Below are 18,825 nucleotides of genomic sequence, written 5' to 3'. Positions count from 1 at the left end.
TCGGCTTTGATTGACGCTTGAGCGCTTAAAAAGCAAAGCTATTTAGCTTTGCTTTTTTTATTGGCGAGCCAGAGGAACTGATACGGCATCAAGGTCACTTGCGCCAATAGGTCTTCGTACTTCTGATCGGTGACCAAATCGGTCCACTCATCGGTGGAAATCAAGTTCAATTCCGCCAAGTTAAAGCTCTGCGGTTCGTCGGTAATGTTATACACGGCGAATAGGCTCTGACGACGGTCGAGGCTTTGGCGCCAGAAGGCAAACAGCTTGTTGCCCGTATGCAGAATGTATTGCGTAGCATTCGGGTGAAAGGCGGGCTGACCGCGGCGAATTTGAATCAGCTTTCGCATAGCAGTAAAGACTTTCTGATGATGCGTCGGCGTATTCAGCTTATGTTCCAGATCGTCCATGTTCCAAATATGGCGGTTAATAGAGCGGAATTGTCCGGTGTTTTCCACGCGCGGATAGTCATTCTCAGTGCCAAACAGCGAATGGATGTAAAATGCCGGTAGACCTTCAAGAGCCAACTGAATCCCTGCTGCACACATAAAGCGTGCAAAGTGCCATTGGTCTGGGCCTTTACTGACCGAACCACTTAAGGCATCCCACAAACTGATGTTGATTTCATAAGGTTTAGCTTCACCAGTCGGCGTCGTGCGTGAGCTGATCTTGCCGCCAAAGCGCTTCATGGTATTGATTAGGTTGTCCAATTCCCATTCGCTTAATAAGCCTTCGGTTGGGCGTAGGCCCACGCCATCGTGGGAAGCGACAAAGTTCAAATAGGTGGTCCCTTGCTGCGCTGGCGGCATGCGCATCAGCCAGTTTTTCAAATGCTCACAACTGCCCGATACCAGGGTGTTGATCAGTAGTGGCGGTAGCGAGAAGTTGTAAATCAAATGGGCTTCGTTGGCGTTACCAAAGTAGGTGAGGTTTTCACGGTTCGGAATATTGGTTTCAGTGATGATCACTGCATCGGGTGCATAATGCTCAATCATTAAACGCAACAAACGAATCATTTCATGGGTGTTGGGCAAGTTAATACAGCTGGTGCCAGGCACTTTCCAAAGAAAAGCCACCGCATCGAGACGGAACCAGCGAATGCCTTTTTCCAAGTACAAACGAATAATACGCAGGAATTCCATCAGTACTTTGGGATTCTCGAAGTTCAAATCCACTTGGTCATGGCTAAAAGTACACCAGACATATTTGGTGCCGTTTTTGGTCTGCACTTCCCGTAATAAAGGCGACATACGTGGGCGCACTACGTTGCTTAGATCGGCATTGGGATCGGCTTCATAGAAGTAACTGGCGCCTGGCTCGACGCCCGCTTTGAAGTTCTCGAACCACATACTGCGGCTGGAACAATGGTTGATCACCAAATCGCCCATCACTTTAAAATCCTCGGACAACTCGGTGATATTGCGCCATTTGCCAGAGGAAGGGTTGACCGAAGTGTAATCCATTACACTGAAACCATCGTCCGAGCTGTACGGGAAGAAGGGCAGTAGATGCACCGCAGAGATGCACTCAGCTAACTCGGTTTTGACGAAGTCGTGCAGGGTGTTGAGTGGTGCTTCGCCGTCCCGACGCAGGGTATCGGCGTAGGTAATCAGCATGATGTCCGACTGATCCCAAAGGTTACGGTGTGGCTGCGGTGATTCGGTTTTCGGGTCTAAGCCAAAGGTATTTAGACAATTGCGGGTTAATTCCCCCGCATCCAGGTGCGGGTACAAGATTTGTAAATGGCCAATCAGACGTTGTTCTAATTGGGAGAGGGGCGCTGCTTCTTCCATTGTGACCTACCTTGTTTCAATCTGATATCGGTACACGAGCACGATCCGAAGTTACTTCGGACCGAACTCTTTCATATCTTCGCTGACCGCTTCTTCTAGCTGATGCATGACTTCGGGAAACGCGCTGGCAACACGGTTCCAACTAGGTATAAAGGGCGCTTCCATTGGGTTTTCGAGGTACATGTTGCCGGCTTTCATAATGTTGCTGGCAAACAGTTCCACCGCACGTTCTTCCGAATGCACATCCAGTTTTAAACCGTTAATTTGCGCGTCGTTACGGTAGGTTTCGATGAAATCCAACGCCACACGGTAGTAGGTGGCCTTGATGGTGCGGAAGGTTTCTTGGTTGAAGACGATGCCATTGGTGGCCAGCTTGCGGAAAATGGCTTTGGTGATGTCGATCGACATTTTCGACAGGCCACCATTGTCATTGTCCGCGGATAGATCCTGATGCTTATGGTCGTAGACATCGGCAATGTCCACCTGACATAAACGGTTGGTCGAGTAGTTACGGTACATTTCCGATAGCACGCCTATTTCTAAGCCCCAATCACTAGGAATGCGCAGATCCGTCATCACATCGCGACGGAAGGAAAACTCACCCGCTAGGGAATATCGATAGCTGTCGAGATAGTCTAAATAATCCAAATGCCCCAGCACTTTCTTGAGCGAATAAAGCAGTGGTGTCACCAGCAAGCGGCTCACACGACCGTTCATCTTGCCGTTGGCGGTTCGGGCATAGAAGCCCTTGCAGAACTCATAGTTAAACTTGGGATTGGCGACAGGATAGATCAAGCGCGCCAGCAAACTACGGTCGTAGGTGACAATGTCACAATCGTGCATGGCCACAGCATCGGCGTTTGAAGCCGTTAACGCATAGCCCATACAGAACCAGACATTACGGCCTTTGCCAGGATCATTAGGGGAGAGTTGCTCCCCTTTTAAGATTTCATCAATGGCCCGTAAACGCGGACCGTCGTTCCACAATACCTTGTGTTTTTGTGGTAACTCGGAGAAGAACTCAAGCGCATGGCGGTATTGTTCTTCGGTAGCGCGATCCAAACCAATGATGATTTCAATAGGGTAGGGCACTTGCTTTAAATGGCGAATAATATTCGGCATCGCATCGGTTTCAAGCTCGGAATACAAGCAAGGTAAAATCAGTGCCATGGGGCGCTTCTTTGCAAACTCACAGAGCTCTTGTTCCATTTCCTCTAGGGGGCGCTGAGCAAGGTTGTGCAGTGTTGTAATGATGCCATTCTGGTAAAAATCACCCATCTTTGTCTCCTATAGCATGTTGTCATGCTTGGTTTGCCAACGCTTTGCGACAAACAGAAATTAAATAAATCCCTCGTGCGCTAGGGCCTGATTAATGGCCTCGCTCCAGCCTTTAGGGCCGTATGAGTCGGTAATCCAGACATCATTACGTCCCGGAATTTCCGGTGGAACATGTACCGGAGAGCGGACTACGACTGGAATATCCGCTTGTTTAATCATGCCCACATCGTTTTCACCATCGCCCAGAGCGATGCTGGTTACTGGGGTGTTGAGGGTATTTTGGTAAGCATTCTTTAGCCACTTCATGGCCACGGCTTTATCACAGTCTTGTCCCATTAAATGGACGAATCGACCGCCTTTTTGGACCTTGATGCCTTCACCTGCTAGCTCTTGCTTTAAACGCTCTAAAGCAATATTGGAATCGTTCCAAATCAGTGGTTCGGTGAACTCTCTGCGCAGGGAAAGCTCAGCGGTATGTGGATCAAGACCAGTGTGTTCTACCAGCTGCTCCATGGTGAGCTCGTGATAGCTGATAAAGTCGTAGCGCGATTTCATCGCTTGTGAAAGCTCGATTAATTGCTGACGATCTGGGCCAAACGGTTTTACTAGGAAATTGCCATAGGGCACCAAGTCGTCTTCTGCTGTTAGGTGCAGGTTTACGGGCAGGTAAACCGCCGCACCATTTTCAACAATAAAAGGATCTTTGTGATGCAGCGCTTGGCGAAGTTCTAGCAATTCGGCATAGGTCTTACTGGTGTTCAACACACAAGGAATACCTAGGGTTTTCAAGCTGCAAAGTGCATCGCTTGCCGCTGAAAAGTCATAGCTGTAGTGATCAAGTAAAGTTCCATCTAAATCTGTGAAGACTAATAGTGTGTTCGACATATATTAGGTTGAAGTGGTATTGCCACTTCAGCCTTCCTCCTTTCTTTGGAACAGTAAATGCGTTCTGACCTGTTTTGGTACATTCACTGTGTCATGGGGTAGCTGACTCTTAAGTGAAAGCAATATGCTTGCCAGCTCGCTATAAAAGTTTTGAATAGAAATCAGTGTAGGGCCTTTGCAACACAGATTTGTGACAGCTTAAGCCCAGTGACAGTGCGGCATGCGTAAAGCTTACGTAAGGTTATAAAAAGACGTATAACGCCCGAGAAATAGCGGCCAGCGCGTTATAAATTGATGCCGTGCGTACTTGGCTAAGATAATTAGGTTTTGCACTCATATGGTGCAATTTTAGCGCTGTGCACCTTGCCTAAAAACACTCTGCTTAATTTTTGAACAGTGTTGTCGGTGGCTGTATTCAGGGTCATTAGCGCGGTTGGCAAAGTAAAAAACACTACCAGATAAATCCGCGATTGGTCACTTGTATGGGTTCGCGCACTAGTTTTGGATTATTCGACTCTTTTCAAAAACTAGACTCTTAAAAGACAAAGGTTTGCAGTATTATTTCAGACGATTATTTCGGAAATTAAAAATTTACCGAGTTTTGCTCTGAAAAATAGCAAATTTCGAGATTAGATTTTTCGCTTAAATCAAGATGGATTTTTCTTAAAAAGCATATTTAAAGGCAGGTAAATATGAGTTCTTCAACGGGCATTCCCCGTCCTAAACTTCAATCGTTAGACGACATCCTTCCACAAGAACCTCTTCTAATGATGGGGGCTGGCCCTGTGCCAATCCCTGAGCGTGTTGCCAAAGCTAACTCTGTGGTGATCAACCACCTTGGCGGCACCATGGCAAAAGTAATCGACCAAGTGAAAAGCATGGCGCGTTATGTCTTTCAAACGGAATCCAAATGGGTTCTGGGTGTCGCGGGACCTGCCTCCGCCGCGATGGAAATGGCCGCCGTTAACTTGCTGCAACCTGGTGAAAAGCTTTTATGCCTAAACAATGGTTTCTTTAGCCATCGTATGGCGGAAATGGCTAGTCGTATCGGTGCCGATGTGCATGAGCTGCACATTCCAGTGCATGAAGCCGCGGATCCAGAGCGTGTGCGTAAAGCCATCGAGCAAGTGCGTCCAAAAGTGATCAGCATGGTGCAAGGTGAGACTTCGAACACCGTGTGTAACTACACCCTCAAAGACATTGCCGCAATTGCCAAAGAATACGGCTGTCTTGTAGTGGTAGATGCTGTATGTACCTTGAGCACCATGCCGCTGAAAATGGATGAGTGGAACGTTGACTGTGTCATTACTGGTGGTCAAAAAGGTCTATCATCGATTCCAGGTGTGTCTTTGGTGGCATTCTCTGACGAAGCTTGGAAAGCGATTGAAAACCGCACTTCACCTCTGACACATTGGTGTTTCGACGTGAAGCTAGCGGAAAACTTCTGGCATCGTGACGGTTACCACTACACGGCGCCAGTGTCAGGTATCATGGCATTGCACGAAGCTTTGAAGCTGGTGTGTGAAGAATCGCTAGAACAGCGTTTTGCGCGTCATTTGCGTTGTTCTAAAGCTTTGCAAGCGGGCATCGAAGGTATGGGCTTAGAGCTGTTTATTCAGCCGCCTGCACGTTTGAACTCGGTCGTGGGTATTAGCATTCCAGAAGGTCTAACGGCGAAGCAGATTTGCAGTCACATTTCTGAAGTGTACCGTGTCGAAATCGCGGGCTCATTCGGCCAGCCGATTGTACGTATTGGTCAGATGGGCGAGCAGTGTCGTGAACACAACTTGTTCCGTACTCTGCATGCCTTTGGCAGCACCATGCGTGATCTAGGTGTAAAAGTCGATCAGCCAAATGGTATGGCGGAAATGGAAGCCTACTTACAGAAGAGCCCACGTTTTGTGCAGCTTGATGTAGCTTAAGCCGCCTTACTGAGCATTCTCTAAAAAATATCCCTGCTTTTCGTAAGAGAAGTGGGGATTTTTTATTTTTGCACTAGTCTCAAGCTACGAATGGAATGTATTTCGTCTTGGCTTTAGAAACTTTTGCACATTTTTGTCTAAAATTTTCATCAATGACAGGGTCATGACAGGTTCGCAGAGTATGTTGTGCAACATGGATGTACCAATACATTCTTTTGTCTAAATACAAAAACAATAAAAGCAGGAGATAAAGTCATGCTTAAGACCATGTCAATGAAGTCTGTTCTAGTATCAGGTGCTGCAGCGCTAGCGATTGCAGGTCAGGCGCAAGCCTTTGAACAATCACGCAGCGCAGAATGTATCGCGCCAGCGAACCCAGGTGGTGGTTGGGACTTCACATGTCGTAGTGTTGGTAAGGTATTGACCGATCTACAATACATCAAGGGTAACGTGCAAACTGTCAACATGGCGGGAGCAGGTGGCGGTGTTGCATTTGCTCACACTGTAAGTAAACGTGCTCATGATGATGCTCTAATTGTTGCAGCAAGTACGGCAACAACGACACGCCTTGCTCAAGGCCAATTCCCAGGTATGAACGCTGACCAAGTAAAATGGGTCGGTACTCTGGGTGCCGACTACGGTGTGATCGCCGTCGGCAAAGACTCTAAATACACTTCTCTAAACCAAATGATGGACGCTTTGAAAGCAGATCCAGGTGCGGTGAAATTCGCAGGTGGTAGTGCGTCTGGCGGTTGGGATCACCTAAAAGTGCTGATCACTGCAAAAGAAGCCAATGTTGAAAACCTACCAAAGATTCGTTACCTAGCTTTTAGCGGTGGTTCGGAAGCCCTAGTTCAAGTAGTGGGCGGTCACGTTGACGCATTCACCGGTGATATCTCTGAAGTGAAAGGTTTCATGGATTCTGGCGATCTACGTGTCCTAGCGGTTCTTTCTGAAGAACGTCTAGCAGCACCATTTGATCAAATCCCAACAGCAATGGAGCAGGGCATCGGCTCTGTGGCACCAAACTGGCGTGGTTTCTACGTACCAGGTGAGGCGAGCCAAGACTCTTACGACTGGTGGGTGAGCACAATTGATGAGCTTTACCAAACTCAAGAGTGGAAAGATGTGATGACGAAAAACGGTCTAATGCCTTTCCAAAAGTCTGGTGCTGAGTTCACTGAGTTTGTGAACAATCAAACACTTGATATCCAAACCCTATCTAAAGATATCGGTCTGATTCGTTAATTAGACTCGATCTTGAGGGGGACCCGCTCCCCCTCTGTTTTTCCCTCGTTTTTGTTGGAGCAGATACATGCGTATTACCGACCGTGTGTTTGGGGTGCTATTACTTATTATCGCAGTGGCTTATGGCTACGAAGCGACAAAATTTCCGGTGCCATTTGGTGGCCAGGAATCCGTAGGCCCTGAAACATTTCCGATTCTACTGTCTATCATCTTAGCGATTGGTTCTATCTACATGATCGTTAAACCAGATGAAGACGCTAAATGGCCAGCGGTTTCGATGCTGATCGAACTGGGTGTGGTGTGTTTAGTGTTAGTGCTGTTTGCCTTTGGTCTTGAGCACGTCGGCTTTGTGTTATCGGCAACGCCTGCTGTGGCATTCCTATGTTGGCGCATGGGGGCAACACCGGTGAAAAGTTTACTAACGGGTGTGATTACATCGGTAGTGATCTATGTGTTGTTTACGCGTGTACTTGAATTGGCATTACCATCCGGTATTTTGGGGCTGTAAGTTATGGGTACTATTGAACTATTAATGCAAGGCTTTGTGGTGGCGCTGTCCCCAGAAAGCATCATGTTCGCATTGATCGGTGCTATTTTGGGTACCTTGATTGGTGCGCTGCCAGGCTTGGGCCCTGCAAACGGTGTGGCGATCTTGATCCCACTGGCGTTTAGCTTGGGTCTATCGGCGACATCTTCTTTGATTCTGCTGACTTCTGTGTACGCAGGGGCCATGTACGGTGGTCGTATTTCTTCGATCCTGTTGAATATTCCGGGCGATGAACCGGCCATGATGACCTGTCTAGATGGTTATCCGATGGCGCTGAAAGGTAAAGCGGCGGAAGCACTAGCAACGTCTGCAATCGCTTCCTTTATCGGTAGCTTTATTGCGACGATTGGTTTGGTGATTTTGGCTCCGATCCTAGCAAAATTTGCCTTGAAGTTCGGTCCTTCTGAATACTTCGCACTGTTTGCCTTGGCCTTTGCTACCCTTGGCGGTATCACAGGTAAAAACCAATTTAAGACCATTATCGCCGCAGCGTTAGGTCTGATGATTGCCACCATTGGTATCGACATTTCTTCTGGTGTGCAGCGTTACACCTACAACAGTCTGCACCTTTTTGAAGGTATCGACTTCCTGATTGCCATCGTTGGTTTGTTTGCCATCTCTGAATTGTTCTTCTTCCTTGAGCAACATGCGGGTGACGGCCTAAAACAAATCGCACTGAATAAGCTAAAACTGAGCGCAAAAGACATCTTGTTCGTGATGCCAGCGTCGATTCGTGGTGCGTTACTTGGTTTCGTATCGGGTGTATTGCCAGGCGCGGGTGCATCACTAGGTAGTTTCGTAAGTTACACCCTAGAGAAGAAAATCTCTGACAAAGGTGAGTTTGGTAAAGGTGACCCTCGTGGTGTGGCCGCACCAGAAGCGGGTAACAACGGTGCCGCATCAGGTGCGCTAGTCCCTATGCTAACCCTAGGTGTGCCAGGTAGTGGTACTACTGCGGTATTGCTAGCCATGTTGATCTCTCTAAACGTCAACCCAGGTCCGATGTTGTTCCAACAAAGTCCTGATCTTGTTTGGGGTGTTATTGCAGCGCTATTCGTAGGTAACTTGGTGCTATTGCTACTGAACATCCCTATGGTCGGTATCTTTGTTAAGTTATTGAGCATTCCACCTAAGTACTTGATGCCGATTGTGACGCTGATTGCGTCGGTGGGTATCTTCTCCATCACCGGTAGTGCGATCGATCTGTACTTCATGGTGGGCTTCGGCATCATGGGTTACGTGCTACGTAAAGTGGACATCCCATTGGTACCTGTGATCCTAGGTATGCTGTTAGGCCCTGAAATGGAGAAGAACCTACGTCACGCCTTGGTATTGTCTGATGGTGATTGGACGATCCTTTGGAACAGCGGTTTGAGTATCGGTCTATGGGTGGTTGCGGCGGCTGGCTTATTGCTACCAATGCTATTCGGCTCAATCCTTCGCGCTAAAATGAAACGCTCAAAAGATGGTTTGGTAGACTAAGAGTTTGCTACACTCAAATTAGCATTGTTTGACCACAAGTCCGGTTGAGATGATCAGCCGGACTTGTTTTGTTTTAGGCCATACGGAGTATGTATGCGGATTTTAGTAGTAGAAGATACAGAAGTCCTAGGGCAAGCCATTTGCGAGCGATTGTCTAGCTTGGGGCATGGCGCTGACCTGATTCAAGACGGTAAGCAAGCCAATGAGTTTCTGCGCTACCAGTCAGTTGATCTGATTATCTTAGATTTGAACCTGCCGAATGTCTCTGGCTTACAAATACTGCAAGCACTGCGTCAGCGTGAAGATGCGACGCCGGTGTTGATTTTAACGGCCCGTGACCAAGTGGACGATCGCATTCGCTTGTTGGATGCTGGCGCAGACGATTACCTTACCAAGCCATTTGATTTTGGCGAACTCGAAGCGCGCTGCCGAGCGCTATTGCGCCGAAAACAAGGCTATGCGTCGAATCTCACTGAACATGGCAATATCACGGTGGATCGCGACAGTCGTCAGGTCACGGTAGACAAAGAAGTGCGTGCTATCACCAACCGCGAATTTCGTTTGCTAGAGATCTTTCTCGGTCATTTAGGGCGCGTGCTCAGCAAAGACGAAATCACCGAGCATTTATTTAATTTCGACGAGACCCCAGGCCCCAATGCGATCGAGCTTTATGTGGCGCGTTTGCGTAAGAAATTAGCGGGCAGTGATTTGGCAATCAGTACCTTGCGAGGCATTGGCTATGTGGCGGAAATTACCCCAGCCAACAAGCGCCCTTGAACAGTCATTAGATTATCGACATTCGCCTTCCTTACGTGGGCGATTTATCGTCGTGGGCGCTTTTACCATTATTTTGATTGCCGCCTTGGCGATAAAGCTGGTGTTTGATTACTCCGAACGTCTGGCAGATATTTCCTATGATCGTTTGTTACGCAGTGCCTTACTGCAAATGGATGAAAACGTTGGCCAAGAAAAAGGCGAGATCACCATTGATATCCCTTGGTCAGCGTTTGCGACCTTGGCGCAAGCCAGTGATGACCGCGTATTTTATAAGGTGGAAAGCTCTTCCCAAGGCTTTATTACGGGCTATTACGATCTAGATTCCACCCCAGCGTTGCCCGTTGAGCAGGATGTGATTCAATTCTTTGACCGACAATATTCGGGTGAAACGCTGCGTTTTGCTTGGCTAGAGCGTTACCTCACCGAGCCCGATGCCAGTGGCACGGTACGGATCGCCTTAGCCCATACGCGCTTATCTCGTGAAGACATGGCCGCTTCGGTAACCCAGCGCGCCGTCGAACTGATCACCTTAGTGGCTTTGGTGTCGATTGTCCTCTTGGTGATTGGTAGTCAGTTGATTCTGCGGCCGTTACACCGTATTGAGCAGGAGCTTGAGGATCGCACGCCGGGAGATTTAACCCCTTTAACTCTCAAAACCCCGCGCGAAACCTATCATCTAAAAGTCGTCATTAACGACTTTATGAAGCGTCTGCAGACCAACCTTGAAGAGTTAGAGAACTATACCGGCAATGCGGCCCATCAATTGCGTACGCCGATCGCTAGCCTGAAGGCCTTGGCGGAAAATGCCCGAGACATTGGTAAGCCAGAAGAGCAACATCAGGCATTAGAGAAGATCATTCAGCAATGTGAAGCACTCAGTGACACTGTGAGTTTTCTCCTCAACCAAGCCTTAATTAGCCACCGCTTACAGTCCAAAGCCATGGGCTTGATTGACCTGGTGCAGCCGATCCAAGAATCCTGTCGCGCGCAAGCCTTAACGGCGTTCCGCAAAGGCGTCATGCTGTCGTTTGAAACAGAACTTCAGGAAGCCGTGATTATTGGCGATACCATGGCCATTGAGCAGATGATGCAGAATCTGATTGAAAATGCGGTACGCTACAGTGTCTTAGAAAGTTCTGGAGAGCGTAAGGAAGTGATTATACGTATCACACCTCTGCCCCAGTTGTATCGTGTCGAAGTCATTGATCAAGGGGTCGGTATCACGGATGCCGACAAGCAGCGTGTGTTTGAGCGCTTCTATCGTGGTCGTTACGATATTGCAGGTTCTGGGGTCGGCTTGTCTTTGGTGAAAGATATTGCCATGCACCACAAAGCAGAGGTGCAGTTGTCGGATACGGAGCCCCATGGCACCACGGTCACGGTCGATTTTCCAGCGTTTCAATTTAAGGGGGATCACTAATGAAATTACTGATGCTTTTACTGAGTGTTTGTTTAAGTTCATGGGCACAGGCCGCTGCGCCCGTTTGGTTTGGTAATAACAATGCTCCGCGCGTGCTGTACATTCATTCCACGTTAGATATGTCCTCCTTTAGGCCTTTGCTAGAACGATTTGTGGTGATGAATCCAGATGTTCGTATTGGCTATATCGATGTGAATACCTTGGAGCTGTACTACTTAACCGTATCTGAAGCGGCAAAGCCAACCGCCAGTTTAATCTTAAGCAGTGCTATGGATTTACAGCTAAAGCTGGTGAACGATGGTTTTACCCAATCCTATCAGTCCTATGAAACAGATCGCTTATCAAAGCAAGTGAAATGGCGCGATGAAGTGTTTGCCTTCTCCTATGAACCCGTGGTGATGATGGTCAATAAAAATGCCTTTCCATCCGGGCAATTGCCAGAAGATCGGCAAAGTTTACTGACTTATATTCGCCAGAACGATGATCAAGTGTCAGGTCGCATGGGTACCTATGATATTCGCACCAGCGGTGTGGGCTACTTATTGGCTAGCCAAGATGCTCGTCAGGCGGATGCCACCTGGGGGCGTTTATTGGAGGCCTTTGGTAGCCATGGTGTCAGAACCTACTGCTGTTCTAGTGACATCATTGATGATGTGGCAAAAGGTAAATTGGTGGTCGGTTATAACTTGCTTGGGTCTTATGCGGCACAGCGGGCTAGGGCTGATGCAAATCTTGAAATGATTATTCCAAAAGATTACACCTTGATGCTGATGCGAACGGCGGTGATTCCGAAACATGCAGCTAACCCACAAGATGCAGGCCGATTTTTAGACTTTCTATTATCCGATGAAGGTCAGGCCATGATGACGTCTGAGGAGCTGCTTTATCCGATTCGTCCTAAGCAAAGTGATAGCCAGTTTAGCTTACCTCTAGGGCCAACACGAACAATGCGAGCGGTTGATTTAGACCAGCAATTATTGGTCGGGCGCGATCTGGTTAAGCAGCGACGCTTTATACGTAACTGGGAGTTGGCGTTGGAGCTTAGCTCTGGTGATTAAGGGGGAAACAAAAAAGCCGATTGGGTGTAATCGGCTTTTGAGCAGGTTAAATTTTCCCGAGATCTAACGTTAGAACTCTGAGAAACCTTGGGTTTTTTGCTGCATGCGGCGTAGGAATTCCGACATGATCAGCATGTATAGCTCATCGCCAAGGTATTTGTCTTCCACACCACGGTCGATGCTTGGGTTGTCATTTACTTCGATCACGTAGCCGCGACCTTTCACTTCCTTCACGTCAACGCCGTATAGGCCGTTGCCGATTGGCTTAGTCGCCGCGATCGCTGCTTGTAATACGCGACGTGGTACTTCAAAGGTTGGCAGGGTATCGAAGCCACCGCTTTCACTTTTCGATTCGCCGTGTTGGTAAATCTGCCAGTGGTTTTTCACCATGTAATAACGGCAAGCAAAGATAGGTTTGTTGTTCAAAATACCAATTCGCCAGTCGAATTCGGTGTATAGGTATTCCTGAACCAATAACAAGCTCGATTTCTTAAACAGCTCATCCAAACACTTGGTTAGCTCAGCTCGATCTTGTGCCTTTAACACGCCCTTTGAAAACGCGCCGTCAGGGATTTTTACCACCATAGGATAGCTGATGTGCTGCTCCAAGGTGTCTTCAATATTGCTTTCGCCTTTATGAATAATACGTGTTTTCGGACTTGGCACCTTATAGGTATTAAATAAATCGGCTAAGTAAACTTTGTTGGTACAGCGCATGATCGACTGAGGATCGTCCATCACTACCAAGCCGTAGGCTTCGGCTTTTTTCGCGAACTGGTAGGTGTAATGATCGATATTCGTCGTTTCACGAATAAATAAACCATCGTATTCTGGCAGACGCATAATGTCTTTTGGACCAATAATGTCGACTTGAATACCCAGCTGTTTACCGGCTTGCACGAATTTCTTCAGTGCTTGTTTGTCACTTGGAGGTAACGCTTCCTCTGGGTTAACCAACATGGCCAAATCAAACTTAATGCTACGGCTCTTGCGGGTCTTGTTCCAAACTTTTGAGCTGTAACCCTCTAGCGCTTCGGCAAATAAGGTTTCTTCAGCATCGTCTAAAGCTTTATGAGAAGTGGCTTTTAAGGACTTCACTTGCCACTGTTTCTTATAACTTAAAGTGAATTCGATCACTGGTGTTGGGTATTTCTCAAACAGTTTACGTGCGAATTCTTTAAGTTCAGGCTGTAGCGTATTACCGAATACCGCGTGCGCTTTAATCGTTGTCGGCTCGGCTGGTGTGCCTAATTTTTGAGATAAAGAGGGTAGCCATTGTGACAATTCAATATCGTAAAGCGCTTTCTTGTTCAGGTCGTTTAATGTGCGAACCGATGGCATAACATTGTGTCCGCGGCTCTCTGCAAGCAAAGAACAGTAGTAACCATCAGACAAGTAGCGGCTGCTCTTACACAAGTTAATGATACGTGTACGATCGTTCGCTTTCGTGGTCAGAGAAATGTATTGCGGGAACGTAATGACGTGATCGCTCGGTAAAAATGCGGACCAGTCTTTCAGTTGATCTACCACGATATAAGTTTGTGCCATGCAGAAAATCCTTCTATTGGCTTGTGAATGTAGGCGCATAGTGCGCTCTTTTTGATATTACTAATAGTAGTAAATTATTCAAATTTTAAGCATATTCAAGGCTATATTTTTGAAGCGGTCTTGTCCTAGAATCCGCTTCATATTCACTGTCTTTGCTAAGGCTCCGAGGGCCTTTTTATGACATCAGAAATTCAAGTACGTGTTGCACAACTATCAGACTTAGACGCGTTAGAGGCGCTCGAAAAAGCAGCGTTCCAAGGCGATCGAATGAGTCGCCGTAGTTTACGCCATGGTATTAAGGCGGATACTTCGGTGATGTTGGTGGCGTACGATGCTGAGGTGTTGCAGGGTTATGCTCTGGTACACTTTTTTAAAGGACGTGCCCACGCCCGTTTGTACTCGTTAGCGGTTGCACAGGCGGCACGCGGCAAGGGTGTCGGCTCTTTGTTGTTGAGTCACTCTGAGCAGCATGCGGCCAAGCACGGTTGTATCTCTTTGCGTCTAGAAGTGAGTGAGCGCAACGAAGCAGCCATTGCCCTGTATAAAAAAGTGGGCTATCGCACCTTTGGTAGTTATCAAAATTACTACGAAGACACTAGCAATGCAGTGCGTATGCACAAGCGTATTCGCGCCTTTGATGATAAGAGTAAGCTATTAAAAGTGCCTTATGTTTGGCAGCGTACCCCCTTTACCTGTGGTCCAGCCTCCTTATTAATGGTCTGTGCGGCCAGCAACGAGCAGGCCGATGTCAGCCTTGAGCATGAGTTGGATATCTGGCGCGAAGCAACCACCATTTATATGACCAGCGGTCATGGAGGCTGTCACCCGACCGGTCTTGCGTTAGCCGCTAAGCGTCGCGGTTTTAACGCGGAAGTTTGGCTCAATGATGAACAACCATTGTTTATGGATGGCGTACGCGATGAGTTGAAGAAAACCGTCTTGGTGGCTTGTCATAATAAGTTTCAACGTGAAAGTGAAGCCGAGGGCGTGCCAGTTTATGGTCAGCCGCTTACTAGCCAGGATCTGATGAATGCTGTGGATCAGGGTAAGTGGGTCATCATTCTAATCAGTACCTATCGCATGGATGGTAAAAAGTCCCCGCACTGGGTGGTGGTGACAGGCTACGACGATCAGCATATTTACGTACATGATCCAGATTTTGAAGACGATGTGGCGCTGGTGGAATGTCAGTACGTCCCCGTGGTAACCGCTGACTTTGAGAAAATGAGTAAGTTTGGCCGCTCACAGTTGCGAGCGGCCGTGGTGATCTCTAAACCTTAACGTAAGATCAATACTGGAACTTGGCAGTCCGTCAGCATCTTAGTGGTGTTACTGCCAACGAAGAACTGGCGAACTTTTGAATGAGCGTAAGCGCCCATAACCATGAGATCGATCTGGTTCTTTTGTTGGTAGTTTAGTAGCGCACTTTGAATGCTTTCGCCTTCAATAAAATGCGTTTCCACTTTAAAACCAAGCTGGTTCAATTTATGGCGCGCTTTTTCTAGGGCGTCTTCTTGATCAGCTACATCACGCTTTACCATCACCAAATGACATGGAATGTCTTTTAGCAAGGGGCTTTGCGCGATGCGTTCCAAGGCTGTGATGGCGGTTTCACGGCCATCGTAAGCAATCATAAAGCTTTGCGGCGCTTTGAACTCACTGGACACCACCATAATAGGCTGGGAAAGGGAGCGTGCCGCATTTTCCAGATTAGAGCCGATCACCGCTTTCTTAGAATGCTCGGTGCCTTGTTTGCCCACCACAAACAAGCGTGTGTCAGCTTGCATGTCTTCTAGGGTTTCGACAAAGTCACCATGGCGTTGCAGTTTTGTCACCTTAAGCTCACGACCATCAAGGTAAGCTTCGGCGTATTCAAGCAGTACTTTGCCATGCTCTAGCGCGATTTTGGCGCGTTGTTCATCGAGTTCAGTTAACTCGGTTAGCAAATGTTCACGGCTACCGAAACCAATGGTGCCAGATAGATCCTGCTCGCTATTGCTTTGTTTTTCCAAAGCGTGCAGTAACACCATTGGGGCATCAAGCTTTTGCGAGGCCCAAGCAGACGCTTCGATCACTTGTTGTGTTAATGGCGAACCATCAATACAGGCAACTATGTTCTTCATGCTTATCTCCTTAGTGGCCGCTTAGCAATTTTTCAGCTTCTTCAGGTTTGTTGTGCACACCAAATTTATCGACCACGGTGGCAGTGGCTTCGTTCATGCCGATCACATCAACTGTCGCGCCTTCTCGGCGGAACTTGATCACCACTTTGTCCAGAGCAGATACGGCAGTGATGTCCCAAAAGTGTGCTTGAGACAGATCGATGGTCACATGTTGTACGGCGTCTTTAAAATCAAATGAGTCATTGAATTTCTCAGCTGACGCAAAGAAAACCTGACCCACGACCTTGTACACAGTGCCTTGCTCATCATTGGTGTTTTTAACCACCATAAAGCGGCCAATTTTGTTGGCAAAGAATAGAGACGCTAGCAGTACACCAACGAATACACCAAGGGCTAAGTTGTGTGTTGCCACCACAATCGCAACAGTTGCCAACATAACAATGTTGGTCGACATTGGATGATGCTTCAAGTTAACAATGGATTCCCAAGAGAAAGTACCGATCGATACCATGATCATCACGGCTACCAAAGCCGCCATCGGGATCTGTCCGATCAACTCATCAAGGAACACCACCATAATTAACAGCAATGCACCGGCGATAAAAGTCGATAGGCGGCAGCGACCGCCAGATTTCACGTTAATAACAGACTGACCGATCATGGCACAACCCGCCATACCGCCAAGAAGGCTGGCACCGATGTTCGCCACACCTTGGCCTTTACATTCACGGTTACGGTCACTTGTGGTATCCGTTAGCTCATCAACGATGGTTGCGGTCATCATCGACTCAAGCAAACCGACCACCGCTAAGCCTAGTGAGTAAGGCAGGATGATCATAAGGGTTTCAAAGTTTAGCGGTACGTCTGGCAATAGGAAGATTGGCAATGAATCTGGTAGCTCACCCATATCGCCAACGGTACGAATGTCTAGACCAACCGCCATGGCAAATGCAGTCAGTACCACGATGCAAACAAGTGGGCTTGGTAACGCTTTCCCGATAACCGGCAAATAAGGGAAAAGATAAATAATACCCAAACCTGCAGCTGTCATGGCATACACATGCCAAGTGACATTGGTCAGCTCAGGCAGCTGTGCCATAAAGATCAAAATAGCGAGAGCATTGACGAAACCGGTAACCACAGAACGGGATACAAAGCGCATCAAACTGCCGAGTTTTAAATACCCTGCAAGAATCTGGAAAATACCACAGAGAAAACTGGCCGCGAGCAGGTATTGCAAACCGTGTTCTTTAACCAGAGTGACCATTAATAGAGCCATGGCCCCCGTCGCCGCAGAAATCATCCCCGGGCGTCCACCCAAGAAAGAAATAATCACCGCGATACAGAAGGAAGCGTATAAGCCAACTTTAGGATCCACACCAGCAATGATCGAAAAGGCAATCGCTTCTGGAATCAAAGCCAACGCCACCACGGTACCGGACAATACGTCACCACGTATGTTCGAAAACCACTCTCTTTTTAATGTATCAGTCATGGACACCCTTAATCGTCTTGAAATAGCGCAGCGGAACGAGCGAGACACATTGCATGTCAGAGGCTGCAAAATGAAGTGTCGCATTATAAAGAGTCATATTTGTTAAGGCAATTTGAGCAAAAGCCTATGTATATTAGTACTATCTAAATGTACCAAGGTACAATATATTTTCTTTAATGAAGTTAATACGTTACGCTGAGACTAAACTTTTAGATAAGGGCTTTATTTAATGAGCGACAATCAATCTGTTATGAATTTAGGTGAACCAGTAGGAACCGCAACACAAGTACAAGGAAATGTACGCGCTCAAGGCACTGATGGTCAGGTGCGAGTGTTAAAAGCAGGGGATCTAATTTTTCATGGCGATGTGATTATCGCTTCACCAAATGGCAACGCTGTGATCGTGTTTGATGATGGTACAGAAATTTATGTTGCCGAAGAGGTCCCTGTAGAAATCACCGATGAAGTTTATGCCCTAGCGCAAACCTCTACAGAAGAAGAGTTTGTAGAAGATGGTTCAGCGGAGCTAACGGCTTTTCAACAAGCTGTATTAGACGGACAAGACCCGACAGAAATTCAAGATGCTCCGGCGGCTGGTAATACACCAGATGATGACGGTACTGATGTGCGAGTTGATTTGGCTCGTTCTGATGACGCAGCAGAACCTACCTACGGTTTTGATATTCAAGTTAATAATTCAGGGCAATCAGCATCGACTGATTCCACTACTGCCGGGTCTCTGAGAACCACTGAAGGGGCTGCAGCAAACACCTTTACAAGATCGTCGAGTGAAACTCAGACGGGTAGTGCGGGTGATACCGGAACGGGCGGTGGCACTGAGCCAGTAACGCAACCTGCGCCAAGCCCAGAACCTACACCTGCACCAAGCCCAGAACCTACACCTGCGCCAAGCCCAGAACCTACGCCTGCGCCAAGCCCAGAACCTACGCCTGCGCCAAGCCCAGAACCTACGCCTGCGCCAAGCCCAGAACCTACGCCTGCGCCAAGTCCAGAACCTACGCCTGCGCCAAGTCCAGAACCTACGCCTGCGCCAAGTCCAGAACCTACGCCTGCGCCAAGTCCAGAACCTACGCCTGCGCCAAGTCCAGAACCTACGCCTGCGCCAAGCCCAGAACCTACGCCTGCGCCAAGCCCAGAAACTCAACCTGAGCCAGAAACTCAACCTGAGCCAGAAACTCAACCTGAGCCAGAAACTCAACCTGAGCCAGAGACTCAACCTGAGCCAGAG

At 47.9% G+C, this 18,825-nt stretch carries 15 protein-coding genes; 9 read left to right on the top strand and 6 right to left on the bottom strand.

Annotated elements, in window-relative coordinates; translation table 11 throughout:
* Positions 1-38: 38 nt before the first annotated feature.
* Genes ACOSVP_RS04625 through ACOSVP_RS04615 form a run of 3 tightly spaced genes read right to left on the bottom strand, consistent with a single transcriptional unit; the run spans position 39 to position 3,956 of the window.
* On the bottom strand, positions 39-1,793 hold the full coding sequence (locus tag ACOSVP_RS04625) for an alpha-amylase family glycosyl hydrolase (RefSeq protein WP_487346320.1): 1,755 nt from the start codon (positions 1,791-1,793) through the stop codon (positions 39-41).
* Positions 1,794-1,844: 51 nt separating this feature from the next.
* Positions 1,845-3,071, bottom strand: a complete 1,227-nt coding sequence (locus ACOSVP_RS04620) for a glycosyltransferase family protein (RefSeq protein WP_487346319.1) — start codon at positions 3,069-3,071, stop codon at positions 1,845-1,847.
* Positions 3,072-3,131: 60 nt separating this feature from the next.
* Positions 3,132-3,956 (bottom strand): HAD-IIB family hydrolase, encoded by an 825-nt coding sequence (locus tag ACOSVP_RS04615; RefSeq protein ID WP_487346318.1) that lies wholly within the window; start codon positions 3,954-3,956, stop codon positions 3,132-3,134.
* A gap of 692 nt (positions 3,957-4,648) precedes the next feature.
* Between ACOSVP_RS04615 and ACOSVP_RS04610 the strand changes: the two genes are divergently transcribed.
* The 7 genes from ACOSVP_RS04610 (at position 4,649) to ACOSVP_RS04580 (ending at position 12,410) form a co-directional block, all read left to right on the top strand.
* The gene (locus ACOSVP_RS04610; RefSeq protein ID WP_487346317.1) at positions 4,649-5,878 is read left to right on the top strand and encodes a pyridoxal-phosphate-dependent aminotransferase family protein; all 1,230 of its coding nucleotides are present in this window, start codon (positions 4,649-4,651) and stop codon (positions 5,876-5,878) included.
* 255 nt (positions 5,879-6,133) lie between these two features.
* Positions 6,134-7,126 (top strand): Bug family tripartite tricarboxylate transporter substrate binding protein, encoded by a 993-nt coding sequence (locus tag ACOSVP_RS04605; RefSeq protein ID WP_487346316.1) that lies wholly within the window; start codon positions 6,134-6,136, stop codon positions 7,124-7,126.
* A 67-nt stretch (positions 7,127-7,193) separates the two neighbouring features.
* Positions 7,194-7,634 carry a tripartite tricarboxylate transporter TctB family protein gene (locus ACOSVP_RS04600; protein ID WP_487346315.1) on the top strand — a complete coding sequence of 147 codons (441 nt, stop codon included), beginning with the start codon at positions 7,194-7,196 and terminating at the stop codon, positions 7,632-7,634.
* Between the two features lie 3 nt (positions 7,635-7,637).
* Entirely contained in the window at positions 7,638-9,155 is a 1,518-nt protein-coding gene (locus ACOSVP_RS04595; protein ID WP_487346314.1) for a tripartite tricarboxylate transporter permease, read from the top strand.
* 93 nt (positions 9,156-9,248) lie between these two features.
* On the top strand, positions 9,249-9,932 hold the full coding sequence (locus tag ACOSVP_RS04590) for a response regulator transcription factor (RefSeq protein WP_487346313.1): 684 nt from the start codon (positions 9,249-9,251) through the stop codon (positions 9,930-9,932).
* Positions 9,895-11,352 carry a sensor histidine kinase N-terminal domain-containing protein gene (locus ACOSVP_RS04585; protein ID WP_487346312.1) on the top strand — a complete coding sequence of 486 codons (1,458 nt, stop codon included), beginning with the start codon at positions 9,895-9,897 and terminating at the stop codon, positions 11,350-11,352. Before ACOSVP_RS04590 ends, ACOSVP_RS04585 begins: the two co-directional genes overlap by 38 nt.
* Complete coding sequence (locus ACOSVP_RS04580) at positions 11,352-12,410, top strand: ABC transporter substrate-binding protein (protein ID WP_487346311.1); 1,059 nt, start codon at positions 11,352-11,354, stop codon at positions 12,408-12,410. Before ACOSVP_RS04585 ends, ACOSVP_RS04580 begins: the two co-directional genes overlap by 1 nt.
* A 69-nt stretch (positions 12,411-12,479) precedes the next feature.
* On the opposite strand, the gene ACOSVP_RS04575 is transcribed toward ACOSVP_RS04580, so the two are convergent.
* Complete coding sequence (locus ACOSVP_RS04575; RefSeq protein ID WP_487346310.1) at positions 12,480-13,958, bottom strand: RimK family ATP-grasp domain-containing protein; 1,479 nt, start codon at positions 13,956-13,958, stop codon at positions 12,480-12,482.
* A gap of 177 nt (positions 13,959-14,135) precedes the next feature.
* On the opposite strand from ACOSVP_RS04575, the gene ACOSVP_RS04570 reads away from it, so the two are divergent.
* Complete coding sequence (locus tag ACOSVP_RS04570; protein ID WP_487346309.1) at positions 14,136-15,239, top strand: peptidase C39 family protein; 1,104 nt, start codon at positions 14,136-14,138, stop codon at positions 15,237-15,239.
* On the opposite strand, the gene ACOSVP_RS04565 is transcribed toward ACOSVP_RS04570, so the two are convergent.
* A complete protein-coding gene (locus tag ACOSVP_RS04565; protein ID WP_487346308.1) occupies positions 15,236-16,081 on the bottom strand; it encodes a universal stress protein in 846 nt (281 codons plus the stop codon). The genes ACOSVP_RS04570 and ACOSVP_RS04565 overlap by 4 nt on opposite strands.
* A gap of 10 nt (positions 16,082-16,091) precedes the next feature.
* A complete protein-coding gene (locus tag ACOSVP_RS04560; protein ID WP_487346307.1) occupies positions 16,092-17,576 on the bottom strand; it encodes a SulP family inorganic anion transporter in 1,485 nt (494 codons plus the stop codon).
* 229 nt (positions 17,577-17,805) lie between these two features.
* Here ACOSVP_RS04560 and ACOSVP_RS04555 point away from each other — a divergent pair.
* The coding region (locus ACOSVP_RS04555; protein WP_487346306.1) for a retention module-containing protein at positions 17,806-18,825 on the top strand (1,020 nt) is incomplete at its 3' end.

Source organism: Marinomonas sp. HM11-D (assembly GCF_057626615.1).
Note: the sequence above shows the minus strand (reverse complement) of the source record. Positions and strands in the feature narration are given on the sequence as shown.